Annotated in this window: 24 protein-coding genes; 10 read left to right on the forward strand and 14 right to left on the reverse strand. The window is 72.1% G+C overall.

What is annotated here, in order from left to right; all coding sequences use genetic code 11:
• Both LIU39_RS30335 and LIU39_RS30340 read left to right on the forward strand, forming a co-directional pair.
• On the forward strand, nucleotides 1-387 hold a 387-nt coding region (locus LIU39_RS30335), incomplete at its 5' end, for a serine hydrolase (RefSeq protein WP_227050145.1).
• Complete coding sequence (locus LIU39_RS30340) at nucleotides 384-563, forward strand: hypothetical protein (protein WP_227050146.1); 180 nt, start codon at nucleotides 384-386, stop codon at nucleotides 561-563. The genes LIU39_RS30335 and LIU39_RS30340, both read left to right, overlap by 4 nt.
• 7 nt (nucleotides 564-570) lie before the next feature.
• Here the strand turns inward: LIU39_RS30340 and LIU39_RS30345 are convergent, their stop codons facing one another.
• Nucleotides 571-2277: a glycerol-3-phosphate dehydrogenase/oxidase gene (locus LIU39_RS30345; protein ID WP_227050147.1), complete on the reverse strand. Its 1707-nt coding sequence runs from the start codon at nucleotides 2275-2277 to the stop codon at nucleotides 571-573.
• 190 nt (nucleotides 2278-2467) lie between these two features.
• Between LIU39_RS30345 and LIU39_RS30350 the strand changes: the two genes are divergently transcribed.
• Complete coding sequence (locus LIU39_RS30350) at nucleotides 2468-3715, forward strand: nucleotide sugar dehydrogenase (RefSeq protein ID WP_227050148.1); 1248 nt, start codon at nucleotides 2468-2470, stop codon at nucleotides 3713-3715.
• A 95-nt stretch (nucleotides 3716-3810) separates the two neighbouring features.
• On the opposite strand, the gene LIU39_RS30355 is transcribed toward LIU39_RS30350, so the two are convergent.
• The 4 genes from LIU39_RS30355 to LIU39_RS30370 form a co-directional block, all read right to left on the reverse strand.
• Nucleotides 3811-4938, reverse strand: a complete 1128-nt coding sequence (locus tag LIU39_RS30355; protein WP_227050149.1) for a GuaB3 family IMP dehydrogenase-related protein — start codon at nucleotides 4936-4938, stop codon at nucleotides 3811-3813.
• A 95-nt stretch (nucleotides 4939-5033) separates the two neighbouring features.
• A complete protein-coding gene (guaB, locus tag LIU39_RS30360) occupies nucleotides 5034-6536 on the reverse strand; it encodes an IMP dehydrogenase (protein WP_227050150.1) in 1503 nt (500 codons plus the stop codon).
• A 149-nt stretch (nucleotides 6537-6685) separates the two neighbouring features.
• Nucleotides 6686-7261, reverse strand: coding sequence for a sigma-70 family RNA polymerase sigma factor (locus LIU39_RS30365; RefSeq protein WP_285229389.1), 576 nt, complete (start codon nucleotides 7259-7261; stop codon nucleotides 6686-6688).
• A gap of 357 nt (nucleotides 7262-7618) precedes the next feature.
• Nucleotides 7619-8230 carry a response regulator transcription factor gene (locus LIU39_RS30370; RefSeq protein WP_003948568.1) on the reverse strand — a complete coding sequence of 204 codons (612 nt, stop codon included), beginning with the start codon at nucleotides 8228-8230 and terminating at the stop codon, nucleotides 7619-7621.
• 377 nt (nucleotides 8231-8607) lie between these two features.
• Between LIU39_RS30370 and LIU39_RS30375 the strand changes: the two genes are divergently transcribed.
• A complete protein-coding gene (locus LIU39_RS30375) occupies nucleotides 8608-8940 on the forward strand; it encodes a WhiB family transcriptional regulator (protein WP_227050152.1) in 333 nt (110 codons plus the stop codon).
• Between the two features lie 119 nt (nucleotides 8941-9059).
• Here the strand turns inward: LIU39_RS30375 and LIU39_RS30380 are convergent, their stop codons facing one another.
• Nucleotides 9060-9971 carry a LysR family transcriptional regulator gene (locus LIU39_RS30380; RefSeq protein WP_227050153.1) on the reverse strand — a complete coding sequence of 304 codons (912 nt, stop codon included), beginning with the start codon at nucleotides 9969-9971 and terminating at the stop codon, nucleotides 9060-9062.
• Nucleotides 9972-10111: 140 nt separating this feature from the next.
• Here LIU39_RS30380 and LIU39_RS30385 point away from each other — a divergent pair, with 140 nt between their 5' ends.
• Together LIU39_RS30385 and LIU39_RS30390 are read left to right on the forward strand one after the other, a co-directional pair.
• Entirely contained in the window at nucleotides 10112-10804 is a 693-nt protein-coding gene (locus LIU39_RS30385; protein WP_227050154.1) for an MOSC domain-containing protein, read from the forward strand.
• 82 nt (nucleotides 10805-10886) lie between these two features.
• Nucleotides 10887-11660 carry an SDR family NAD(P)-dependent oxidoreductase gene (locus LIU39_RS30390; protein ID WP_227050155.1) on the forward strand — a complete coding sequence of 258 codons (774 nt, stop codon included), beginning with the start codon at nucleotides 10887-10889 and terminating at the stop codon, nucleotides 11658-11660.
• Between the two features lie 92 nt (nucleotides 11661-11752).
• On the opposite strand, the gene LIU39_RS30395 is transcribed toward LIU39_RS30390, so the two are convergent.
• Nucleotides 11753-13630: a DUF2264 domain-containing protein gene (locus LIU39_RS30395; protein ID WP_227050156.1), complete on the reverse strand. Its 1878-nt coding sequence runs from the start codon at nucleotides 13628-13630 to the stop codon at nucleotides 11753-11755.
• Nucleotides 13631-13794: 164 nt separating this feature from the next.
• Here LIU39_RS30395 and LIU39_RS30400 point away from each other — a divergent pair, with 164 nt between their 5' ends.
• Entirely contained in the window at nucleotides 13795-14853 is a 1059-nt protein-coding gene (locus LIU39_RS30400; RefSeq protein WP_227050157.1) for a hydroxyacid dehydrogenase, read from the forward strand.
• An 82-nt stretch (nucleotides 14854-14935) separates the two neighbouring features.
• On the opposite strand, the gene groL is transcribed toward LIU39_RS30400, so the two are convergent.
• Together groL and groES are read right to left on the reverse strand one after the other, a co-directional pair.
• On the reverse strand, nucleotides 14936-16564 hold the full coding sequence (gene groL, locus LIU39_RS30405) for a chaperonin GroEL (RefSeq protein WP_227050158.1): 1629 nt from the start codon (nucleotides 16562-16564) through the stop codon (nucleotides 14936-14938).
• 101 nt (nucleotides 16565-16665) lie between these two features.
• Nucleotides 16666-16974, reverse strand: coding sequence for a co-chaperone GroES (groES, locus tag LIU39_RS30410; RefSeq protein ID WP_227050159.1), 309 nt, complete (start codon nucleotides 16972-16974; stop codon nucleotides 16666-16668).
• Between the two features lie 416 nt (nucleotides 16975-17390).
• Between groES and LIU39_RS30415 the strand changes: the two genes are divergently transcribed.
• Nucleotides 17391-18815 carry an FtsW/RodA/SpoVE family cell cycle protein gene (locus LIU39_RS30415; RefSeq protein WP_227050176.1) on the forward strand — a complete coding sequence of 475 codons (1425 nt, stop codon included), beginning with the start codon at nucleotides 17391-17393 and terminating at the stop codon, nucleotides 18813-18815.
• Between the two features lie 51 nt (nucleotides 18816-18866).
• Here LIU39_RS30415 and LIU39_RS30420 read toward each other — a convergent pair whose 3' ends face one another.
• Nucleotides 18867-19823, reverse strand: coding sequence for a polysaccharide deacetylase family protein (locus LIU39_RS30420; RefSeq protein WP_227050160.1), 957 nt, complete (start codon nucleotides 19821-19823; stop codon nucleotides 18867-18869).
• A 176-nt stretch (nucleotides 19824-19999) separates the two neighbouring features.
• Between LIU39_RS30420 and LIU39_RS30425 the strand changes: the two genes are divergently transcribed.
• Nucleotides 20000-21244, forward strand: a complete 1245-nt coding sequence (locus tag LIU39_RS30425) for a class I SAM-dependent methyltransferase (protein WP_227050161.1) — start codon at nucleotides 20000-20002, stop codon at nucleotides 21242-21244.
• Here the strand turns inward: LIU39_RS30425 and LIU39_RS30430 are convergent.
• From LIU39_RS30430 to tsaB, 4 genes are all read right to left on the reverse strand, one after another.
• Nucleotides 21228-21593, reverse strand: coding sequence for a hypothetical protein (locus LIU39_RS30430; protein ID WP_227050162.1), 366 nt, complete (start codon nucleotides 21591-21593; stop codon nucleotides 21228-21230). The two genes, LIU39_RS30425 and LIU39_RS30430, sit on opposite strands and share 17 nt — an antisense overlap.
• Before the next feature lie 72 nt (nucleotides 21594-21665).
• Nucleotides 21666-22790 carry a tRNA (adenosine(37)-N6)-threonylcarbamoyltransferase complex transferase subunit TsaD gene (tsaD, locus tag LIU39_RS30435; protein ID WP_227050163.1) on the reverse strand — a complete coding sequence of 375 codons (1125 nt, stop codon included), beginning with the start codon at nucleotides 22788-22790 and terminating at the stop codon, nucleotides 21666-21668.
• Between the two features lie 6 nt (nucleotides 22791-22796).
• Nucleotides 22797-23321, reverse strand: coding sequence for a ribosomal protein S18-alanine N-acetyltransferase (gene rimI, locus LIU39_RS30440; RefSeq protein WP_227050177.1), 525 nt, complete (start codon nucleotides 23319-23321; stop codon nucleotides 22797-22799).
• A 62-nt stretch (nucleotides 23322-23383) separates the two neighbouring features.
• Complete coding sequence (gene tsaB, locus LIU39_RS30445) at nucleotides 23384-24043, reverse strand: tRNA (adenosine(37)-N6)-threonylcarbamoyltransferase complex dimerization subunit type 1 TsaB (protein WP_227050164.1); 660 nt, start codon at nucleotides 24041-24043, stop codon at nucleotides 23384-23386.
• Nucleotides 24044-24172: 129 nt separating this feature from the next.
• Here tsaB and LIU39_RS30450 point away from each other — a divergent pair, with 129 nt between their 5' ends.
• Nucleotides 24173-24754, forward strand: coding sequence for a hypothetical protein (locus LIU39_RS30450; RefSeq protein WP_227050165.1), 582 nt, complete (start codon nucleotides 24173-24175; stop codon nucleotides 24752-24754).
• Nucleotides 24755-24793: the final 39 nt, after the last annotated feature.

Here is a 24793-nt window from a genome sequence, read left to right on the forward strand (position 1 = left end):
GCCGGCAGGTGCGGCACCGCCCGCCCGCACCCCCCTGGACCCCGCCCCCTGCACCGGCCGCCCGCCGCGACCCTACGGGCCCTGCACCGCCTGGTGGACGACGGTGCGCCCGGCGCCGCCGCCCTCATCACCCGCGACGCCGGCCTCACCGCCTCGCGCTTCTCCACCACCGGCGCCGCCGCTCTGCGCAGCGGCCGGCGGAGGGGCCGCTACGACCGCCTCCGGGCCGGCAGCCCGGCCAAGACCCTGGTCGCCACCGTCGTCCTCCAGCTCGCCGCCGAGGGCCGCCTCCCCCTGGACGACACGGCGGCCGGACGTCCGGCAAAGGCCCGCAGCGCACCGGCCCCGGCGTCCCCCGCGGCGCCCCGACACCGCTCGCACGGGTGACGAACCGCCAGCTCCTCGACCACATGAGCGGATTGTTCAGCTACACCGACGACCGCACCGACCCGGCCCGCGGCACCGCCGTCCTGACGGCCGAGTTCTGCCCGCGGACGAACGGCACGGCGCGAGGCACGGCAGGGGCGACCGCCGCGGCAGGCGACGGTCGCCCCTGGGCCTGACCGCGGGCTACAGCGGCACGATGTCCGGCGCGCCCAGCCGGGCCGCGTCCGCCGTCAAGTCGTCCGGCTGCCGCTGCGATTCGCGCTCCGCCTCGACCCGCTTCTCGTAGTGCGCGACCTCCTTCTCGATCTGCGCCGCGTCCCAGCCCAGCGCGGGCGCCATCAGCTCGGCCACCTCACGGGCGCTGCGGGTGCCGCGGTCGAAGGTCTCGATCGAGATGCGGGTGCGCCGGGTCAGCACGTCGTCCAGGTGCCTGGCACCCTCGTGCGTGCACGCGTACACCGCCTCGGCCCGCAGGTAGTCGTCGGCGCCGGTCAGCGGCTCGCCCAGCGAAGGATCGGCCACCACCAGCTCCAACAGCTCGTCGGCGAGGGAACCGTAGCGGTTCAGCAGGTGCTCGATGCGCGCGACGTGCAGCCCGGTGCGGGCCGCCATCCTGGCCCGCGCGTTCCACAGCGCCTTGTAGCCCTCGGCGCCGACCAGCGGCACGTCCTCCGTCACACACTCCGCGACCCGCTGGTCGAGACCGTGCACCGCCTCGTCCACCGCGTCCTTGGCCATCACCCGGTACGTCGTGTACTTGCCGCCCGCGACGACGACGAGACCCGGCACCGGATGCGCCACCGTGTGCTCCCGCGACAGCTTGCTCGTCGCATCCGACTCCCCGGCCAGCAACGGCCGCAGCCCCGCGTACACCCCCTCCACGTCATCCCGGGTCAGCGGCGTCGCGAGCACCGAGTTCACGTGCTCAAGCAGGTAGTCGATGTCGGCGCTGGACGCCGCCGGATGGGTCTTGTCCAGATCCCAGTCGGTGTCCGTGGTGCCGATGATCCAGTGCCGCCCCCAGGGGATGACGAACAGCACGCTCTTCTCGGTCCGCAGGATCAGCCCGGTCGTCGAGTGGATCCGGTCCTTGGGCACGACGAGGTGGATGCCCTTCGACGCGCGGACGTGGAACTGCCCGCGCTCGCCGATCAGCGCCTGGGTGTCATCGGTCCACACCCCGGTCGCGTTGACGATCTGCCGGGCCCGCACCTCGTACGTCCCGCCCGCCTCGACGTCCTCCACCCGCGCGCCGACCACCCGCTCGCCCTCGCGCAGAAAACCCACCACCCGCGCCCGGTTGGCGACCTGCGCGCCGTACGCCGCCGCGGTCCGCACCATCGTCGCCACATAGCGCGCGTCGTCCATCTGCGCGTCGTAGTACTGCAACGCCCCGACCAGCGCGTCCTTCTTCAGACAGGGCGCCACCCGCAGTGCCCGCTTGTGCGACAGATGCCGGTGGACGGGCAGCCCGCGGCCGTGCCCCGACGAGATCGACATGCCGTCGTAGAGCGCGACACCGGAACCGGCGTACCAGCGCTCCCAGCCCTTGTGCTGCAACGGGTAGAGAAAGGGCACCGGCTTCACGAGATGCGGCGCGAGCCGCTCCAGCAGCAGCCCGCGCTCCTTGAGCGCCTCCCGCACCAGCGCGAAGTCCAGCATCTCCAGATACCGCAGCCCGCCGTGGATGAGCTTGCTCGACCGGCTCGACGTGCCCGAGGCCCAGTCGCGGGCCTCGACGAGTCCGGTGCTCAGTCCGCGGGTCACCGCGTCCAGTGCCGTCCCGGCGCCGACGACGCCGCCGCCGACCACCAGAATGTCCAGCTCCCGCTCCGCCATTCGGGCGAGCGCCTCGGCACGCTGCGCCGGTCCCAGTGTCGCTGTCTTCACCACTGCCTCCCGCTGTGATCGGGGCCACACCCCCGTCTGTCGAGTCTGTCCGTGCGGCGTGGCCGTATCCACCCCCTCCACCCGATGCGGCAACACCCCGCCACCTTGATCGACCAATTCCCATTCTGCGGGAAATGTCGGCTTAGTCTACTTATGCGTCAATCGGAAACCCGGGAAGGACGGCCGCAGCATGCCCGCAGACCTCGCCGTCATCGGACTAGGTCACCTCGGCCTCCCCCTCGCCCAGGCCGCCACCGCGGCAGGCATCGGCACCGTCGGCTACGACCCCGATCCGCACGCCGCCGCGCCCTTCGGCCCCGGCGGGCCGCTGTCCGCCACCGAGATCCGCCGGCTGCTCGCGGCCGGCTTCCGCACCACCACCGAACCCGCCGCCCTCGGCAAGGTCCGCACGGCCGTCATCTGCGCGCCCACCCCGCTCGGCGAGGACCGCGCACTGGACCTGACCGGCATCGCCGACGCGGCCCGCGCGCTCGCCGCCCAACTGCGCCCGCACACCACGGTCATCCTCGAATCCGCCGCGTACCCGGGCACCACGGAGGAATTCCTGCGCCCCCTCCTCGAAGAGGGCTCAGGACTCACCGCGGGCCGCGACTTCCACCTCGCCTGCTCCCCCAGCAGGCACGACCCGGGCAACCGCGGCCACCGCTACGGCAACACCCCCAAGGTCATCGGCGGCCTCACCCCCGCCTGCACGGAAGCGGCCGCCGCCTTCTACAGCCGCCTCACCGACAAGGTCGTACGTGCCCGCGGCCCCCGCGAGGCGGAGACCGCCAAGCTCCTGGAGACCAACTACCGCCACATCAACATCGCCCTGATGAACGAGATGGCGGTCTTCTGCCACGACATCGGCGTCGACCTCTGGGACGTCATCCGCTGCGCCGAGACCAAACCGTTCGGCTTCCAGTCCTTCCGCCCAGGGCCCGGAGTCGGCGGCCACGCGGCCCCCGTCGACCCCAACTACCTCGCCTACAAAGGACGTTCACTCGGCTACCCGCTCCGCATGGTCGAACTCGCCCAAGAGGTCAACACCCGCATGCCGCGCTACATCATCCAGCGCTGCGCCACGCTCCTCAACGAGCACGGCAAGTCCGCCCGCGGCGCCCGGGTGCTGCTGCTCGGCGTCACCTACAAACCGGACATCGGCGACCAGGAGGGCTCCCCCGCCCGCGAAATCGCCTCCCGCCTCATGGAACTCGGCGCACACATCACGTACCACGACCCCTACGTCCCCCACTGGAACGTCCTCGACCGCCCGGTCCCCCGCGCCGACTCCCTCTACGAATCCGCCGCCGGCGCCGACCTCACCGTCCTCCTCCAGCCCCACCGCACCTACGACCTCCAGGGCCTCTCCGTCAAGGCCCAACTCCTCCTGGACACCCGAGGAGCCACACCCACCGGCGCCGCACACCGGCTGTAGCCGCACGCAGCGAAAAGGCCGGGCCGCCGACTTCTCGTCGGCGGCCCGGCCTCTGCTTGTTCCACCCCCGCTCAGGCGGCGTGGGGAACTCCGCGTCAGCGGTTGTCGTGCTGCGACGGCGCGACCGTCACCTCGACCCGCTGGAATTCCTTCAGCTCGGAGTAGCCGGTGGTGGCCATCGCCCGGCGCAGCGCACCGAAGAAGTTCATCGAGCCGTCCGGGGTGTTCGACGGGCCGAGCAGCACCTCCTCCGTCGTGCCGACCGCGCCGAGGTCCATCCGCTTGCCGCGCGGCACGTCCTCGTGCACGGCCTCCATGCCCCAGTGGTGGCCGCGGCCGGGCGCGTCCGTCGCGCGGGCCAGCGGGGAGCCCATCATCACGGCGTCCGCACCGCAGGCGATGGCCTTCGGCAGGTCGCCGGACCAGCCCACGCCACCGTCGGCGATGACGTGGACGTAGCGGCCGCCGGACTCGTCCATGTAGTCCCGGCGCGCGGCCGCGACATCGGCCACCGCGGTCGCCATCGGGACCTGGATGCCCAGGACGTTACGGGTGGTGTGCGCGGCGCCGCCGCCGAAGCCGACCAGCACACCGGCCGCGCCGGTCCGCATCAGGTGCAGCGCGGCGGTGTACGTCGCACAGCCGCCGACGATGACCGGAACGTCCAGCTCGTAGATGAACTGCTTGAGGTTCAGCGGCTCGGCGGCGGACGACACGTGCTCGGCCGAGACCGTCGTCCCGCGGATCACGAAGATGTCCACGCCGGCGTCCACCACGGCCTTGGAGAACTGCGCGGTGCGCTGCGGCGAGAGCGCGGCGGCGGTGACGACACCCGAGTCGCGCACCTCCTTGATCCGCTGGCCGATCAGCTCTTCCTTGATCGGCGCGGCGTAGATCTCCTGGAGCCGCTTGGTGGCGGCGTCGCTGTCCAGCTCGGCGATCTCGGCGAGCAGCGGCTCCGGGTCCTCGTAGCGCGTCCAGAGCCCTTCCAGGTTCAGGACGCCGAGGCCGCCCAGCTCGCCGATGCGGATGGCGGTCTGCGGGGAGACCACCGAGTCCATCGGTGCCGCCAGGAACGGCAGGTCGAAGCGGTAGGCATCGATCTGCCAGGCGATCGAGACCTCCTTCGGGTCGCGCGTGCGGCGACTCGGTACGACGGCGATGTCGTCGAAGGCGTACGCCCGGCGGCCGCGCTTGCCGCGCCCGATCTCGATCTCAGTCACGTTGGTGTGGCCTTTCCCTCTACGTCTGCCGTTCCAGTATCCCCGACACGGCGAAGCCCGCGGCCGGGGTACGGCCGCGGGCTCCGTCGCGAGCGCTAGCGCCGGGAGTAGTTCGGCGCCTCGGTCGTCATCTGGATGTCGTGCGGGTGGCTCTCCTTGAGGCCCGCGGACGTGATCCGGACGAACCGGCCCTTGTCCTTCAGCTCCGGGATGTCGGCGGAGCCGACGTAGCCCATGGAGGCCCGCAGACCGCCGACGAGCTGGTGGGCGACCGAGGAGAGCGGGCCGCGGTAGGGAACCTGGCCCTCGATGCCCTCGGGCACCAGCTTGTCCTCGGAGAGGACGTTGTCCTGGAAGTAGCGGTCCTTGGAGAAGGACCTGCCCTGCCCGCGGGACTGCATCGCGCCCAGCGAGCCCATGCCGCGGTACGACTTGAACTGCTTGCCGTTGATGAAGACCATCTCGCCGGGCGACTCCTCGCAGCCGGCCAGCAGCGAGCCCAGCATGACGGTGTCCGCGCCGGCCGCGATGGCCTTGGCGATGTCGCCGGAGAACTGCAGGCCGCCGTCACCGATCAGCGGCACGCCCGCGGCGTGCGCGGCCTGCGCGGCCTCGTAGATCGCGGTGACCTGCGGCACGCCGACACCGGCGACGACGCGGGTGGTGCAGATGGAGCCGGGGCCGACGCCGACCTTGATGCCGTCGACACCCGCGTCGATCATCGCCTGGGCGCCGTCACGGGTGGCGACGTTGCCGCCGACGACGTCCACGCCGATGTTGGACTTGACCTTGGCGATCATGTCGAGGATGCCGCGGCTGTGGCCGTGCGCACTGTCCACGACGAGGAAGTCCGCACCGGCCTCGACCAGCGCCTGCGCCCGGTCGTACGCCGCGTCGCCGACACCCACGGCGGCGCCAACGACCAGCCGGCCCTCGGCATCCTTGGCCGCGTTCGGGTACTTCTCGGCCTTGACGAAGTCCTTGACGGTGATCAGGCCCTTGAGCACACCCGCGTCATCGACCAGCGGCAGCTTCTCGATCTTGTGGCGGCGCAGCAGCTCGATGGCGTCCTCGCCGGAGATCCCGACCTTGCCCGTGACCAGCGGCATCGGCGTCATGACCTCGCGGACCTGACGGCTGCGGTCCATCTCGAAGGCCATGTCGCGGTTGGTCACGATGCCGAGCAGCTTGCCCGCGGCGTCGGTGACCGGCACACCGGAGATCCGGAACTTCGCACAGAGCGCGTCGGCCTCGGCGAGGGTGGCGTCCGGACGGACCGTGATCGGGTCGGTGACCATGCCGGACTCGGAGCGCTTGACCAGGTCGACCTGGTTGGCCTGGTCCTCGATGGAGAGGTTGCGGTGCAGCACACCCGCACCGCCCTGACGCGCCATGGCAATCGCCATCCGCGCCTCGGTGACCTTGTCCATCGCCGCCGAGAGCAGCGGGATGTTCACCCGTACGTTCCGCGATACCCGGGAGGCGGTGCTGACCGCGTTCGGCAGCACCTCCGAAGCGCCGGGCAGCAGCAGAACGTCGTCGTATGTCAGCCCAAGCATGGCGAATTTGGCGGGCATACCGTCGACGTTGTCACTCATGACACCTTCCCCAATGCTCTTGCCTCAGCGCGGATCTCCATGCTAACGGCCCGAGGAGGTGTCTCATTCCACGAGCGATGAGGGGCTCATCACCCGTAGATTCCTACGGCCATATCCAGCCGGATCGGAAGGGTTTTCGCGCCGCAGGGCTACTGCTCGGCGAGCGCCCGCAACCGGCTCAGCGCACGGTGCTGGGCGACCCGCACCGCACCCGGCGACATCCCGAGCATCTGCCCCGTCTCCTCCGCTGTCAGCCCGACGGCGACCCGCAGCAGCACCAGCTCACGCTGGTTCTCCGGCAGGTTGGCCAGCAGCTTCTTGGCCCACGCCGCGTCACTGCTCAGCAGCGCCCGCTCCTCGGGGCCGAGCGAGTCGTCGGGCTGCTCGGGCATCTCGTCGGACGGCACGGCCGTGCTGCCGGGGCCACGCATCGCGGCCCGCTGGAGGTCGGCGACCTTGTGCCCGGCAATCGCGAAGACGAACGCCTCGAAGGGCTTTCCGGTGTCGCGGTAGCGCGGCAGCGCACAGAGCACCGCGACACAGACCTCCTGCGCCAGGTCCTCCACGAAGTGCCGGGCGTCACCGGGAAGCCGGGACAGCCGGGTGCGGCAGTACCGCAGCGCCAAGGGGTGCACATGGGCCAGCAGGTCGTGCGTGGCCCGCTGATCGCCCTCGACGGCGCGTGCGACGAGATCGCCGATCTCCTGCTTGCCGTCATCGCGCATCGGTCCATGGTGCCTTGGCGCGGCACCGGCATCGGCACCGCCCTCGTCGTTGTGCACCGAACCGTTACGAGCCGCTGCATTAGCACGCACGTCCCACGCCTCCCCCGATCGGGTTGTGCCCATGCCGACCCCGAGTCCTCGCCGGTAGCGTGTATCCGTGCTGTGAGGCACCGGGTAGGGCTTGTCCGTCATGAGGTCTCTTCTGGCCGAGTGAGAAGCCCCGGCCTCCGCCGGGGAGGAGTCACACGTCAAGGATGCGGCATCCCGTGACGTTTCGGCGCCGAGCGTCGCACAACGGGGCTACGGCGGCCGCCCATCGAACCGGCGGCGCCCGCCATAACCCCGTCGCCCGGCAGGTCAGCGGACGAGCCCCCAGCGGAAGCCCAGGGCCACCGCGTGCGCCCGGTCGGATGCACCGAGTTTCTTGAAGAGGCGCCTGGCATGCGTCTTGACCGTGTCCTCGGACAGAAACAGCTCGCGCCCGATCTCGGCGTTCGAGCGGCCGTGGCTCATCCCCTCCAGCACCTGGATCTCACGGGCGGTGAGCGTCGGCGCCGCACCCATCTCGGCGGACCGCAGCCGGCGCGGGGCGAGCCGCCACGTCGGGTCGGCGAGCGCCTGGGTCACCGTCGCCCGCAGCTCGGCGCGCGAGGCGTCCTTGTGCAGATAGCCGCGGGCACCGGCGGCGACCGCGAGCGCGACACCGTCCAGATCCTCGGCCACCGTGAGCATGATGATCCGGGCGCCGGGGTCGGCGGACAGCAGCCGCCGCACGGTCTCGACGCCGCCGAGTCCGGGCATGCGGACATCCATCAGAATCAGATCCGAGCGATCGGCACCCCAGCGGCGGAGGACTTCCTCGCCGTTGGCAGCCGTCGTCACACGCTCGACGCCGGGGACGGTCGCAACCGCCCGGCGGAGCGCTTCTCGGGCAAGCGGGGAGTCGTCGCAGACGAGGACGGAAGTCATGACCGTCCTCCGCAGCTGATGCGCGTCACCTTGAGCCTCCAGGCTGGTACGTATCGTCACCTGTGCGATTGACGGCCTCGGACACCTGCCCGAGGTCTACCTCTGTCAACCGCCTCCGCACACTCAACGACGGTCACTCGAAAGAGTTACGGGTTCGACGACCGACTTCGGCACGCTGCGTGAGGGTCCGGATACACAGACGGAACAGCGGGCGGTCGCCACTCCGCGTGCACCCTATGCCCTATTTGGCCCTCTTTCTTCCATTTTCCTGCCAAGTGAGGCTAGATTCGCAATGAGTCATATTTACATCTACTTACACAGTAGATGTACGGTCTTCAGCACCGAGCCGATACAGCATCGCTTCGAGGGGACACGCAATGGCAGATTTCTCCCGCCTCCCGGGCCCGAACGCAGACCTCTGGGACTGGCAGTTGCTCGCTGCCTGCCGCGGCGTGGACAGCTCACTGTTCTTCCACCCCGAGGGTGAGCGCGGAGCGGCCCGCAGCGCGCGTGAGACATCGGCGAAGGAGGTCTGCATGCGCTGCCCTGTGCGGGCCGAATGCGCGGCGCACGCCCTGGCCGTCCGCGAGCCCTACGGGGTCTGGGGCGGCCTGACCGAGGACGAACGCGAGGAACTGATGGGCCGGGCCCGCCACCGGCTGATCCCCGCGACCACGCTGGCCGGCCACGCAGGCCCCGGCGGCGACTGACACCCAGGGAGCGCAAGAACTCTGGAGAAACGTTCCTGCACCTCGGCACGCGCGCCCGTTCCGCACCCACGGGCGGTGGCCTGTACGCGGTTTTCGCGGGTGGCCGGGCGACGTTCGGGTCAGCGCCCCGCGACGCTCACGAGCTGGTCGAGCATGGCGTCGACCGCGGGCACCCGGGCCAGGTCGGGCAGCGTGAGCGCGACGATCTCGCGGTGCACGGGAGGCTCAAGGCGCACCGCTTTGGCCCCCTTGGGGCGTACCGATTCCACGGCGAGTTCGGGCAGCGCCGCCACCCCGAGGCCCGCGCCGACCAGGCCGATCACCGCGGGGTAGTCGTCGGTGGCGAAGTCGATGCGCGGGGTGAAGCCGGCGCTCTCGCAGACCTCCACCAGATGCCTGCGGCAACGGGGGCAGCCCGCGATCCACGGCTCGTCGGACAGGTCGGCGAAGCCCGCAGCGCCCGCCGCGGCCAGCCGGTGGCCCGTCGGCACCAGTCCGATCAGCCGGTCGGCGAGGATCGGCCTGACCACCAGGTCGTCCCACTCCGCCCCGGCCTCGGGGTCGGCGCCGCGTACCTCCGGATAGCGGAAGGCCAGCGCGATTTCGCAGTCGCCGTTGCGCAGCATCTCGATGGAGTGCGGCGGTTCGGCCTCCACCAGGGAGACGCGGGTGCGGGGGTGGGCCGCGCGCATCGCCCCCAGCGCGGCGGGCACCAGCGTCGAGCTGCCGGACGGGAACGACACCAGCCGCACCCGGCCGGCCCGCAGTCCGGCGATTGCGGCGATTTCCTCCTCGGCGGCGGTGAGCCCGGCCAGGATGCCGACGGCGTGCCGTACCAGCGCCTCGCCCGCCTGGGTCAGCCGCATCTCGCGGCCCGTGCGGACCAGCAGCGGGGTGCCTGCGGACTGTTCCAGGGCCTTCATCTGCTGGCTGACGGCCGGCTGGGTGCAGCCCAGTTCGCGTGCGGCGGCGGAGAAGGAGCCGGTGTGGGCGACCGCGCGCAGCACACGGAGATGACGAGCCTCGATCATTCTTCAAGCATAAGCGCGTCTTGGAGGGGCGGCGGAATTTCAGGCCACGGCTTTGAGTGGTCGCCTCCGGGGGTGCCGCCGTTCGGCCGCCGGGGCCGTGGGCGCGAGAGACTTCCGGCCTGCTCGTTTACGTTGGCGGTATGGATCCTCGGCACCGCAGGCAGCTGTTGACCGTGAACGTGGGGCGCCCGGCCCGTTCCGCGCACACCGACGCCGACGGCGGGCGCACCGGCTTCGACAAGCGGCCCGTGGACGGTCCGGTGGCGGTGGCCGCGCCCGGCCCCAAGGGTCTGGCGGGCAGCGGGCTCGCGGGTGATTCGGTGGTCGACATCCGCCATCACGGCGGCGACGACCAGGCCGTGTACGCGTACGCCCGCGAAGACCTGGACGTCTGGCAGCGCGAGCTGGACCGCGAGCTGGCCAACGGAGCCTTCGGCGAGAACCTCACCACCTCGGGTGTGGAGGTCACCGGCGCGCGGATCGGCGAGCGCTGGCGGATCGGCCGGCAGGTGCTGCTGGAGGTGACCTCGCCGCGTATTCCGTGCCGGACGTTCCAGGGCCGGATGGAGTGGAGCGGCTGGATCAAGCGGTTCACGCAGGCGGGGGTGCCGGGTGCGTATCTGCGGGTGCTCGAACCGGGTGAGATCCGGGCGGGTGACTCCGTGGGGCTGGTGTTCCGGCCGGATCACGACATCACCGTGGGGCTGGTGTTCCGGGCGGTGACCACGCGCCGGGAGCTGCTGCCGCGGCTGCTGGACGCCGGGGACGCGCTGCATCCGGAGGCCCGGGTGCGGGCGCTGGCGTACATGGAGCGGCAGCGGAACGGGAGTTGAGGGGCGGGTGCGGCGGTCTCGGCCGGCCGGGCGGCGGGGATGGGTGGGTTCATGTCATCCCCGCGGCGGATAGCGTGCCCGTATGACGACTGCATTGATCACGGGAGCGACCGCGGGTATCGGGGCGGCGTTCGCCCGGCGGCTCGCGGGCAACGGCCACAACCTCGTGCTGGTGGCACGCGACGAGAAGCGGCTGCACGAGCAGGCGACCGAGCTGCACGACCTGCACGGCATCGAGGCGCAGGTGCTCAGCGCCGATCTGGCGACCGAGGAGGGCATCGCCGCCGTCGAGGCCCGGCTGGAGGACCGTCAGCACCCGGTGGACCTGCTGGTCAACAACGCGGGCTTCGGCAACAAGGGCGAGTACCTGGAAGTGCCGATGGCCGACGAGCTGACGATGCTGAAGGTGCACTGCGAGGCGGTGCTGCGGCTGACCACGGCCGCGGTGCGCGGCATGCGGGACCGGCGGCGTGGCGCGGTCGTCAACGTCGCATCGGTCGCGGCGTTCGTGCCGCGCGGGACGTACGGGGCGAGCAAGGCGTGGGTGGTGCAGTTCACGCAGGGCGCGGCGCGCGATCTGGCCGGGAGCGGGGTGCGGCTGATGGCGCTGTGCCCGGGGTTCGTACGGACCGAGTTCCACCAGCGGGCGGGGATGGGCACGGACAGCATTCCCGGCTGGCTGTGGCTGGACGCGGACAAGCTGGTGGACGCGGCGATGAAGGACCTCACCCGCGGCAAGTCGCTGTCCATCCCCGACCCGCGGTACAAGGCACTGATGGGCGCGGTGAAACTGGCGCCGCGTGGGCTGCTGGGCGGCGTCACGTCGCGTACGGGGCGGAAGTACGGGCCCCGTTAGGTCGGTTCCGGCGGAGCGCCGCGACGCCGCGGAGATCCGTCGGAAGCGCCCTCAAGGCGGTTGCGGCGGGCCTGGCCGCAACCGCCCGCCGCTCAGCGCACGGGGAACGGGATCTCGCCGGTCTCCCCGTCCGCCCAGGTCACGTGCAGCCGGCCGGGGGTGACGCGGACGGTGGCCAGGGTGTCGGCGGGGGCCGGGCCGGGGACGGCCGTCAGGGAGGCGAGGGCGTGGAAGAGGGTGCCCTCGGGTGCGTCGGTGACGGCGCCTTCCAGGACGGCGGTGCGGGCGTCGGGGCCGATGAGGGTGCTGCCCGCGGGGACGTCCTGGGGCGGTCCTTCGTAGCCCTGGACGGGATGGAGCTGGGCGGACGGGCCCTCGGCGGTGACCGCCCAGCCGGTCTGACGCACCCGGGTGCCGGGCTCGGCGCCGGTCACCAGGTGGGCGCGGAGTTCGGCGCGGCCGTGCACGAGGGTGGCGGAGTGGACCTGGACGCCGGGCAGCGGGGTGTCGTCGGCCTGGTGCGGGGTGTGCGACGAGGCGGCCCAGCCGGGGCCGTGTCCTGACGGGGTGACCGGGCCGCGGCGGGTGGGCCGGCCGTCGGCGAGCAGCGCGAAGTGGTTGTCGGTGAGCTGCGCGTCGCTGCCTGCGTCGTCGGCGGGCTCGGGGTGTGCCGGGCCGGTGCGGGTGGAGTAGGCGAAGCGCGCGTAGTAGGGGGCGAAGGTGGGGTGCAGGGCGCTGCTGCCGTGGTTGTGCAGGCGTACCAGGCCGTCGGCCGCGGTGGACTGGACGAGCAGACCGGTCGGGCCGAGCGGCAGGGCGAGGTCGGCGGTCTCGGCGGGCAGCGGCTCCTCGGTCGCGGTCCAGACCGGGTGGTCGGCGGGCAGCAGCAGGCCGGCGAATCCCTTGGACGCCCAGTACGGCGACGCGGGGCCCGAGTACATCTGGATGAGCGGCGGGTACGGGCCGTACCAGCCGAGCGTCAGCAGCCCTTCGCTGCTGACGGCTCCCCGGTCGGCGAAGTGGCGCAGGGCGCCGGAGGTGATGCGGCGGGTGGTGCCGGGGGTGAGGGGGGTGTGTCCGGTGAGCGCGCCGATCCAGGGGGCGGCGGCCGCGGCGAACCGGTAGGTCAGGGAGCGCCCGAAGGGCAGGGGCGCGCCGTTGGTGTCGAAGAGGCGGGCGGCGTGCGTGAGGTGGTCGCGCAGCCGGGCGCCGTACGAGGCGAGCAGGGCGCGGTCGTCGGCGAGATGGGCGTGCAGCATGGGGTAGAAGTGCAGGGCCCAGCCGTTGTAGTGGTCGAAGGACCGGTTGGGGCCGTCGCTGTACCACCCGTCGCCCTGGTACCACTCGTCGATCCGGGCCAGTGCCCGGTCGATGGCGGTGCGGGAGCGGTCCGTCTCGATGCCCGCACTGGCCAGGAATCCGCCGACGGTCAGGCCGAAGAGCCACCAGTTGTTGTCCATCGGCGAGGGGCCGAGCGCGGGCCGCAGCCAGTCGGCGACCCGCTCACGCACCTTCTCGTCGAGCCCGTCCCACAGCCAGCGGCGGGTCAGCCGCAGGCCCAGGGCGATGGACGCGGCCTCGACGTGGGCCTGGTTCACGGCGTCGAGCCGCGGCCAGGATTCCGGGTGTTCGGCCGTCAACTGACCGTCGGGCACCGGGGATTCGGTTCCGGCGGCCAGGCCCTGTGCGTAGCGGTCGAGGAAGCCGTGCGGGTCGTGGCCGTCGGCGCCTGCGATCCGGAATGCGGCGAGCAGGAAGGTCCTGGCGAAACCTTCGAGCCCGTCCGAGCGGGTGCCGGAGAAGCTGGGGCGGCCGCCGGGCAGGAGCAGCAGTCCGTGGCGTGGCGTGGCATGGGCGAGCGCCGCTTGCAGCAGGCCGTCGGCGGTCGCTTCCCAGTGTGCGCGGGTCCAGCCGGTGTACGGGCTGAGCCCGCGGTCATCGGCGGGGAGCGGGAAGGGCAGCGGGGCCATGGCGACCTCTCTCACGAACGGGACGGGGGCGCACGCCGGAGCGTGGGCACGGTCCTTGACTCCTTCCCCGCGTGGTCCAAGGATCATGCCGTCAAGTGACCGCGAAGGAGCCCGTGTTCCGGATTACCGCGCCCGCCCGGCCACCATGAAGGAGCGTCCCTCCCATGTCTCCCACCCCCGGTGTCAGCCCGGGTCCTGCGGCCGCGCCGGACACCCGGCCCGCCCTGCTGCTGTCCATGAGCCCCGGCACCGCCGAACGGCTGCTGGCGCCACGTCACCACGCACGGCTGGCGGCCCTCGCCCGCACCGATCCCCGGCTCGTCGCGTACGACCTGGCCGCTCCCGCGCCCGCGGTCGCCGCCGCGCTGGCCGAGGCCGAGGTGCTGCTGACCTGCTGGGACGCGCCGCCGCTGACCGGGCGGGTGCTGGAGCGCGCGCCCCGGCTGCGGGCCGTCGTGCACGCCGCGGGTTCCGTCAAACCCCATGTCACACCGGCCTGTTGGGAGCGCGGCATCGCCGTCGCGTCGGCGGCCGGGGCCAACGCGCTGCCGGTCGCGGAGTACACCCTGGCCGCGATCCTCCTCGCCAACAAGCGGGTGCTGCACGCGGCGCGGCGCTACCGGAGCCTGCGCACGGCGCACGACTGGCACGGCGAACTGGCCGCGGCGGGCAACTACCGCCGCACCGTCGGCGTCATCGGCGCCTCCCGCATCGGCCGCCGGGTCATCGAGCTGCTGCGCCCGTTCGACCTGCGGGTCCTGCTGCACGATCCGCACGTGGACGCGGCACAGGCCGGGCGGCTCGGGGTACGTGCGGTGCCGCTCGACGCACTGTGCGCGGCCAGTGACGTGGTCACCGTGCACGCGCCCGAGCTGCCCGCCACCCGGCATCTGCTCGGCGCCGCGGAGCTGGCCCTGCTGCCGGACGGTGCGACGCTGGTCAACACCGCGCGCGGCTCCCTCGTCGACGGCGCTGCACTCGTCGCCGAGCTGCGCGACGGCCGGATCAGCGCGGTCCTGGACGTCACCGAACCCGAACTCCCGCCCCCGGACTCGCCGTTGTACGACCTGCCGAACGTGCTGCTGACCCCGCACGTCGCCGGATCGCTCGGCGGCGAGCTGCACCGGCTGGCCGACCACGCGCTGGACGAGCTGGAGCGCTACACCAAGGGCCTGCCGTTCGCCGGTCCCGTACGGGCGGCGGATCTCGGCCATTCGGCTTGAGACGGGGCCCGCACACGCCGAGGCCCGGCCCCCGAGAAGGGGACCGGGCCTCGGTCGGGCACTGCCGGATCGGCGCTGCCGACTAGTGGGAGTGGCCGTGGCCGTGGCTGTGACCGGCCTCGGCCTCCTCCTCCGCCGGCTTCTCGACGACCAGGGTCTCGGTCGTGAGCAGCAGCGAAGCGATCGAAGCGGCGTTCTCCAGTGCGGAGCGGGTAACCTTCACCGGGTCGATGACGCCGGCCTTGACCAGGTCGCCGTACTCGCCGGTGGCGGCGTTGAAGCCCTGGCCCTTGTCCTGCTCGGCGACCTTCGCGGTGATGACGTAGCCCTCAAGGCCGGCGTTCTCCGCGATCCAGCGCAGCGGCTCGACGACGGCGCGGCGGACGACGGCGACACCGGTGGCCTCGTCGCCCTCCTTGCCGAGGGAGTCCTCCAGCACCTTGGCGGCGTGCACCAGGGCGGAGCCACCACCGGAGACGATGCCCTCCTCGACCGCGGCGCGGGTCGCGGAGATGGCGTCCTCCAGACGGTGCTTCTTCTCCTTGAGCTCGACCTCGGTGGCCGCACCCACGCGGATGACGCAGACGCCGCCGGCGAGCTTGGCGAGGCGCTCCTGGAGCTTCTCGCGGTCCCAGTCCGAGTCGGTGGACTCGATCTCGGCCTTGATCTGGTTGACGCGGCCCGCGACGTCGTCGGAGTTGCCGCCGCCGTCGACGATGGTGGTGTCGTCCTTGGTGATGGTCACGCGACGGGCGGTGCCCAGCACGTCGAGACCGGCCTGGTCGAGCTTGAGGCCGACCTCTTCGGCGATGACGGTGGCACCGGTGAGGGTGGCCATGTCGCCGAGCATCGCCTTGCGGCGGTCGCCGAAGCCGGGGGCCTTGACGGCCACGGCGTTGAAGGTGCCGCGGATCTTGTTGACGACGAGGGTGGAGAGCGCCTCGCCCTCGACGTCCTCGGCGATGATCAGCAGCGGCTTGGAGGAGCCGGCCTGGATGACCTTCTCCAGCAGCGGCAGCAGGTCCTGGATCGAGCCGATCTTGCCCTGGTGGATCAGGATGTACGGGTCGTCGAGGACGGCCTCCATACGCTCCTGGTCGGTGACCATGTAGGGCGAGAGGTAGCCCTTGTCGAAGGCCATGCCCTCGGTGAAGTCCAGCTCCAGACCGAAGGTGTTGGACTCCTCGACGGTGATGACACCGTCCTTGCCGACCTTGTCCATCGCCTCGGCGATCAGCTCGCCGACCTGCTTGTCCTGCGCGGACAGACCGGCGACGGCCGCGATGTCGGCCTTGTCCTCGATCGGGCGCGCGGTCGCGAGGAGGTCATCGGACACGGCCTTGACCGCGGCGTCGATGCCCTTCTTCAGCGCGGCGGGGGAGGCGCCGGCGGCGACGTTGCGCAGGCCCTCGCGGACCAGCGCCTGGGCCAGCACGGTGGCGGTGGTGGTGCCGTCACCCGCGATGTCGTTGGTCTTGGTCGCCACCTCCTTCACGAGCTGGGCGCCCAGGTTCTCGTAGGGGTCGTCGACCTCCACCTCACGGGCGATGGTGACGCCGTCGTTGGTGATGGTCGGCGCGCCGAACTTCTTGTCGATGACGACGTTGCGGCCCTTGGGGCCGATCGTCACCTTGACCGTGTCGGCAAGCTTGTTGACGCCGCGCTCGAGGGCGCGACGGGCGTCCTCGTCGAACTTCAGAATCTTCGCCATGAGTTACGTGTCCTTAGTCGTACTCTCAACGAACTGCGCCCCTGCCCCGGGTTGTTTAGACACGGGAACCAGGGGCGCAGATCACAGCAATGCTGGGTGACTTACTTCTCGACGATCGCGAGAACGTCGCGAGCCGAGAGGACGAGGTAGTCCTCGTTGTTGTACTTCACCTCGGTGCCGCCGTACTTGCTGTAGAGCACGACGTCGCCGACGGAAACGTCGAGCGGAAGACGGTTGCCGTCCTCGAAGCGGCCCGGACCGACGGCCAGGACGACGCCCTCCTGGGGCTTCTCCTTGGCAGTGTCCGGAATGACCAGGCCAGAGGCCGTGGTCTGCTCGGCGTCGAGCGGCTGGACCACAATGCGGTCCTCAAGCGGCTTGATGGCAACCTTGGTGCTGGCGGTCGTCACGATCCGACCTCCCCCTTCGGAGATCTCACGGGGTTAACTGTCTGAGGTGGCGACCAGGTGGATCCGTCGTCGCGGGTGCCGGATCAGCCCATCGCCGTGTTTAGCACTCCCCTGCGGAGAGTGCCAACGCCGACACTATGACGCAGTTAGCACTCGGTCAAGCGGAGTGCCAGTCGAGCCTTTGCGCGGGTCGTCGTCCGCCGGCGGGTTTCGGTGCCGAACCGGACACACCTGGACCGGACACCGCAACCCTGCCCAGGTCCGCCTCGTCTACCTCTTCGACTGCCGAGCCGACAGCCGGGCCCGTCCCGTCCGGGGACTGCGGCTCCGACGAAACATGGCGGAGGAAACAGGTGCGAGGACCCACGAGTGTGCCCCGGGCGACGGGCGGGGGGGAGAGCGAGGCCGAGCGCACCATGACCTTCGCCGCGCTCGCCCAGGCACCCGACCGCCGCAGAACCGAGGCCGGGCTGCTCGCGTTCGCCGTGCTGATCACCGTCTTCGGCGATGCGTACGCCGGGCTGTCGATGACCGGCAAACTCCCCGACGGGCTGGCCGGCTTCACCGCCGCCATGATCGGCGTCGCCCTGGTGCCGCACCTGGTCGTACGCCGCTTCGCCGCCCGTGCCGACCCGCTGATCCTGCCGCTGGCCACCCTGCTGACCGGCCTCGGCCTCGTCCTGCTGAACCGGCTGGACATCACGTACGCGGCCCAGCCCTCGCTCCACATGCCGCAGGCGGGCGGCGGGCAGCTGGTGTGGACCCTGATAGGGACGGCGGTCTGCGTCGGGATCCTGATCACGCTGCGCGACCACCGCTTCCTCCAGCGCTACGTCTACCTGACGATGGCCGTCGGACTCGTGCTGCTGATGGCGCCGGCCTTCTTCGGCGCCGACCAGTTCGGCGCCAAGCGCTGGATCCTGCTCGGGCCGCTGTCGCTGCAGCCGGGCGAGTTCGTGAAGCTGATGATCGCGGTGTTCTTCGCGGGCTACCTGACGGTCAACCGCGACGCGCTCGCCCTGACCGGACGCCGGGTGATGGGCGTCCAGCTGCCGCCCGGCAGGCAGCTCGGGCCGATCTTCACGATCTGGGTCGTCAGCCTGCTGGTGCTGGTCTTCGAACGGGACCTGGGCACCTCGCTGATCTTCTTCGGCGTCTTCGTGATCATGCTGTACATGGCCACCCAGCGGACCGGCTGGGTGGTGTGCGGCCTGCTGATGGCCGTGGTCGGCGCCGCCGTCGTGGGCTCGGCCGAACCGCACGTCAAGGGCCGCGTGATGGCCTGGCTGCACCCCATGGACATCTTCCTTCCCGAGAAGCAGCGGCCGCCGGGGCTGATCTCCGACCAGTCGGCGCAGGCACTGTTCAGCTTCGGCAGCGGCGGCATCGGCGGCAGCGGGCTGGGCCAGGGACACCCTGAGCTGATCGGCTTCGCGGGCAACAGCGACTTCATCCTCACCACCGTCGGCGAGGAGCTGGGCCTGGCCGGGGTGATGGTCGTCCTGCTGCTCTACACGCTGCTCGCCCAGCGCGGGATGCGGGTGGGCCTGACCGCCCGCGACCCGTTCGGCAAGCTGCTGGCCGTCGGCCTCTCCGGTGCGCTGCTGCTCCAGGTCTTCGTCGTCTGCGGCGGCGTCACCGGCCTGATCCCGCTCACCGGCAAGGCCCTGCCGTTCCTCGCCAAGGGTGGCTCGTCGCTGGTCGCGAACTGGGTGATGGTGGCGCTGCTGATCCGGATCAGCGACAGCGCGCAGAAGCGCCGCGAACCGGTGGGCGCCTTCGCGCGGGGCTCCCGGCGCCGCGCCAGGGGCCGGCGCGCAGCGGCCCCGCCGGGCGGGTAGCGCGGGCGGGGCCGGGTGCCGTACGCACGGGGAGGAGCGGCCGGCGCCGGGCTACATGTAGTCCTCCAGCCGCGCCACCGCGTACCCCTGCCGGGTCGCCGTGTTCAGTACGTTGCGGACCAGGTCGGGCATGGTCGCCTTCCAGTCCTCGCGGCCCCGGAAGTGGCTCAGGATGATGTCGCCCGGGTGGAGTTTCTGGTCCTCGCGGCTGTAGTCGAAGTGGTCGGGGAACGCCTCCGTGGCCCACAGCGGGAACACCTGCACGCCGCAGGAGGCCGCGACCTTCAGGGTGTCCAGCGTGAAGTCGCCGTACGGCGGGCGGAACAGCCGTGGGGTGTGGCCGAGTTCGCGGGTGAGGTTGTCCTGCTGGCCGCAGATCTCGGTGCGCTGGTCCTCGGTGCTCAGGCCGGGCAGGTAGCGGTGGTGCAGCGTGTGGTTGTGGACGCCGTTGCCCAGCTGCTGCGCCTGGCGGAAGTAGGCGTAGCCGGCGCCGTCCTTGGCGAGGTAGTCGCTGAGGAACGCGCTGTAGGGGATCTTGAGGTCGTCCATCATCCGGAGGAAGTCCGGGTCCTTCTCGTAGCCGTCGTCGAGGGTGAGGAAGACGACCTTCTGGTCGGTGGGCACCCTGGAGACGGCCTGCGGCAGATCCTTGCCGCCGCCCTGCGAGAACCACGGCTCGGTGGTCAGCTCCGGTTTGACGTCCGGCGGCTCGGGGGCTTCCAGCGGCACCGCGTCCAGTCCCCAGCGTTTGGCGACCGCCTCCTTGCGGGCCTGCGCCCGCTCCGCGTGCCGTGCCTGGGTGAGCAGCGCACGGGCCTCCGGGGCCAGGGCCGCCCGGCGGGTGGAGGGTTCGTTGTCCTGCTGGTCACCGGCCCGCTCGGTGCCGCAGCCCGCGGCCAGCAGTCCGATGACGCTCAGCGCCGCCAGGCCGCGCGCCCCGCGGGAAGCCGTCCCGCTCCGGGCGGGTCTGGGCCCGCTTTTGTACCGCAAAAATCTGACAAGATGCATAACGCCGGATACTGGCAGCGTCGCCCGCCACGGCATCGCCCGCCACGCGGCAAGGTCCACCGTCCGGCCCACCGCGGCCGCGGGCCCCGCCGCAGCCCTGGCCGCAGGCCCCGCCGTCGCGCCGCGTCCGCCGGGCCGTGGCGCCCGCCCCCGTGCCGGGAAGGAATGATGGACGGGTGACCGACCTCGACTCCTTCTCCGCGCTGCTCACCCCCGAGGGACAGGCGCTGCTGGCCGCACTGCACGACCACGACCCGGCCGACGAACTGGCCACCGCGACCCGGCTGCGCCGCGACCACCCCGCGGACCTGGTGTCCGCCGCCCTGGGACAGGCCCGGCTGCGGCAGCGCGCCGCCGCCAAGTTCGGGGCGGACGCGGGCCGGATGTACTTCACGCCGAACGGCGTCGAGCAGTCCACCCGCGCCACCGTCGCCGCCCACCGCGCCGCCCGGCTCGCCGCGCTGGGCGTCGGCACGCTGGCCGACCTGTGCTCCGGGATCGGCGGCGACGCCATCGCGCTGGCGCGGGCCGGGATCCGCGTACTGGCCGTCGACCGCGACCCGTTGGCCTGCGCCGCGGCCCGCGCCAACGCCGACGCGCTGGGCCTCGCGGAACTGATCGAGGTGCGCTGCGCGGACGTCACGGAGGTGGACACCGCCGGGTACGACGCGGTGTTCGTCGACCCGGCACGGCGCGGCCCGACAAGGGGGGCGGCGCGCAGCGCCTCGTCCAGGGGCGGCGGCCGGGCGACGGGCGGGCGGATTTTCGACCCGGAGGCGTACTCGCCGCCGCTGTCCTGGGCCGTCGCGGCGGCCCGTACGGCACCGTTCGCGGCGCTGAAGATCGCGCCGGGGGTGCCGCACGAGGCGCTGCCCGAGGACGCCGAGACGGAGTGGATCTCCGACGGGGGCGACGTGAAGGAGGCGGTGGTGTGGTTCGGCACGGAGCCCGGCGCCCGCCGCGCCACGCTGCTGCCGGCCGGCCACTCGCTGCTCGGCGCGGGCCTGCCCGACCCGGAGCCCGGCGCCGTGGGCCGCTATCTGTACGAGCCGGACGGCGCCGTGATCCGCGCCCACCTCGTCGCGGACGTCGCCCGGCAGGTCGACGGCCGGCTGATCGACCCGACCATCGCCTACGTCACCGCCGACGCGCTGCGCCCGACCCCGTACGCGACCGCCTACGAGATCACCGACGTCCTGCCGTTCCATGTCAAGCGGCTCAGGGCGCTGCTGCGGGAGCGCGGCGTGGGGATCGCGGTGATCAAGAAGCGGGGTTCGGCGGTCGAGCCGGAGGAACTGCGCAAGAAGCTGAAGCTGGCCGGCGGCGGCAACTCCGTCACGATCTTCCTGACCCGGGTCGCCGGGGCGCCCTCGATGCTGCTGGGGCGGCCGGCCGACGGTCCGGTCACGTCAGGTCGGTGAGGTCCTCGGCGTAGATCCGGGCCAGCGGCTGCGGGCCGACGTACTGCTGGCAGGTGCACCGGCCCGCCTCGTACCTGACCGGCTTGCGGTCGGCGTCCCAGGCGATCGGCAGCTCCACCACCTCGTGGCACTTGCCCTGCTTGTCGTGCTTGGCGAGATGGTGGGTGCAGCCGCACACCGGCTTGGGCGGCTCCTGCGCTGCGGCCAGTTCCTGGCGCTCCTGGCGCACCGTCTCCAGGCGCTGCATCTTGCGTTCGTGCCGGGTGCGCAGGGCCGTACGGGCGGCGTCGGCGACCTTCGCGAAGCCGCCCGCCATGAAGAAGATGAACACCCACCAGAACCAGTCCACAGTCCGTCCCCTCCCGCACCTGCCCCTGTCCTGCCGTTGCCAGGGTAAGACGTTTCCTGCACCCGCAGGCCGTCAGGAGTAGAGGTTGTCCTTGCTGATCTCGTGGACGTGGTCGTGGGAGTGGCCGTGACTGTGGGGGGCGGCCTCGCCGGGGACGTGGGGTTCGGTCACCGGCAGGGAGGAGTCGGCGGAGAGGTCCCAGTCCGACGCCGCGCGGTTGCGGGCCACCATCTCGGCGCCCAGGGCCGCGACCATCGCGCCGTTGTCGGTGCACAGCTTCGGCCGCGGCACCCGCAGGGTGATGCCGGCGTCCTCGCAGCGGCGCGCGGCCATCGCCCGCAGCCGGGAGTTGGCCGCGACCCCGCCGCCGATCATCAGGTGGTCCACGCCGTTGTCCTTGCAGGCCCGTACGGCCTTGCGGGTCAGCACGTCGACCACGGCCTCCTGGAAGGACGCCGAGACATCCGCGACCGGGACCTGCTCGCCGGCCGCGCGCTTGGCCTCGATCCAGCGGGCGACGGCCGTCTTGAGGCCGGAGAAGGAGAAGTCGTAGAGCGGGTCGCGGGGGCCGGTCAGGCCGCGCGGGAAGCGGATCGCGTCGGGGTCGCCCTCGCGCGCGTAGCGGTCGATGACCGGGCCGCCGGGGAAGCCGAGGTTCAGCACCCGCGCCACCTTGTCGAACGCCTCGCCCGCCGCGTCGTCGATGGTCGCGCCCAGCGGACGGACGTCGGCGGTGATGTCGGGGGCCAGCAGGAGGGACGAGTGGCCGCCGCTGACCAGCAGCGCCATTGTCGGCTCCGGCAGCGCGCCGTGCTCCAGCTGGTCGACGCAGATGTGCGAGGCGAGGTGGTTGACGCCGTAGAGCGGCTTGCCGAGCGCGTAGGCGTACGCCTTGGCCGCCGAGACGCCGACCAGCAGCGCGCCGGCCAGTCCTGGGCCCGCGGTGACCGCGATGCCGTCGAGGTCGCCCGCCGTGACCCCGGCGTCCTTCAGGGCGCGCCGGATGGTGGGGACCATCGCCTCCAGGTGGGCGCGGGAGGCGATTTCGGGCACCACGCCGCCGAAGCGGGCGTGCTCGTCGACGCTGGAGGCGACGGCGTCGGCGAGCAGGGTGTGCCCGCGGACGATGCCGACACCGGTCTCGTCGCAGGAGGTCTCGATGCCGAGGACCAGCGGTCCGCCGCGTGCGTCAGCCATGATTCTTCAGTTTCCTTGTGACGAGGTGGGGTCGGGGACGGGCGGGACGGAAGAGGCGCCGGGGTCGGTGTCGGGGGCCTCGGTGTCCGGGTCGGTCGCGGTCCTGCGCATGACCAGGGCGTCGACGTTGCCCGGCTGGTAGTAGCCGCGCCGGAAGCCGATCGGCGCGAAGCCGAAGCGTTCGTAGAGGCGCTGCGCGCGGAGGTTGTCGACGCGGACCTCCAGCAGCACCTCGTGGCACTCGAAGGCGGTGGCGGCCGACAGCAGCGCGGTCAGCAGCCGGGCGCCGAGGCCGCTGCCCCACTGGTCGCGTGCGGTGGCGATGGTCTGGATGTCGCCGGTGCCGTCCACGGCGGCCAGGCCGCCGTAGCCGGCCAGCCGGCCACCGGCCTCGGCGACCAGATAGCGGCGGTTGGCGCCGGCGCCGCGCGCCCGCGCCAGCTCGGACCAGAACATCCCGGCCGACCAGGCGTCGTCCGGGAACAGTTCGTGTTCCAGCGCGAGCACCGCGTCCAGGTCCCACCAGCGCATCTCGCGCAGCACCGGGGCGCCCGCTGCGGATGCGCCGGCCTGCGCTCCGGAGACGGCGGGGGTCACTGGGGGGTGACCACCTTGTAGTTGGCCGGAACCTGCGCGTCGGGACGCCGCAGGTACAGCGGCCGGTCCGGCAGGAACTCCTCGCCGGCCGCCAGCTTCTCGGCCGCGAGCGCGGCGAGCGCGGCGGCGGACTGGTGCTCGGGGCCTTCGCGCCGTACGCCGGTGAACACCGCGTCGTACAGCAGCGCGCCGGCGCCGACGGCGGGGACGCCGGCCACCTGGTCGGCGAGGTCGGCGGGGCGGTCCACGGCGGGCTCGGTCAGCCGGGTCCTGGCGTCGGCGTAGCGGGCCCAGTAGACCTCCTTGCGGCGGGCGTCGGTCGCCACCACGAAGGGCTCGTCGAGGCCGGCGGCGTAGGCGAGGCCGTCCAGCGAGCACAGGCCGTGCACCGGGACGTCCAGGGCGGCGCCGAAGGTCGCGGCGGTGACCAGGCCGACCCGCAGGCCGGTGTAAGGGCCGGGGCCGACGCCGACCACGAGGCCGGTGACCGCGTCGAGCTTCGTTCCGGCCTCGGACAGCACCCGGTCGACGGCGGGCAGCAGCAGCTCGCCGTGGCGGCGGGCGTCCACCTGGCACGACTCGGCGAGGACCCGGGAACCGTCGTGCAGTGCGACGGTGACGGCGGGGGTGGCGGTGTCAAGAGCTAGCAGCAGCACGCCCTCAAGACTACGGCGCGGCGGACGGTGCCCGTTCCGGTGCTACGGTCGGCCCGTAGCAGCGGCGTTCGGGCCGCCGGGATCGGGGCTTCCCCTCCGACGGGGAGAGTACGGAAAGGTGGCACAGCGGTGCCCGCTAAGAGCAGCACGATCGTCACCGCTCTCACCGCGGCGGCCCTGGCCGTGGTCGGCGTACTCGGCTACCAGGCATCGGCGTCCGCACCGGACGACCTGACGCAGGCCCGCAAGGACGGCGGGCACTCCGCGGCCGCCAAGAAGCCCTCCGGGCACGACGGGCACGGCAAGAAGGAAGCGCGCCCGGCCCCTGTCGCGGTTCCCGCGGCGTCCGGCAAGGGCCGCCGGGTCGTCTACGCACTCGGCGCCAAGCGGGTCTGGCTGGTCGGCGCGGACGGCAAGGCCGACCGTACGTACAAGGTCGCACCGAGCACCGTCAGCCCGCCGATGGGGACGTACGCCGTCACCTCGCGTTCGGTGAGCGTCACGGGCTCGGACGGCATCGCGATCGAGCACGTGGTGCTGTTCACCAGCGTCGACGGCGTGGTGATCGGCTTCAGCGCGGCCGTCGACGGCTCGACGCCGGATCCGGGCGCCTCGCAGAAGAAGACCGGCGGGATCCGCGAGGCGCGCGATGACGGTGCCGCGCTGTGGAAGTTCGGGCTGACCGGCACGAAGGTCGTCGTCGTCGCCTGACGCGCGCAGCGGAGGGCGTCGCCTGACGCGCAGCGGCAG

The sequence above is a fragment of the Streptomyces pinistramenti genome (assembly GCF_020564935.1).
Taxonomy (GTDB): Bacteria; Actinomycetota; Actinomycetes; order Streptomycetales; family Streptomycetaceae; genus Streptomyces; species Streptomyces pinistramenti.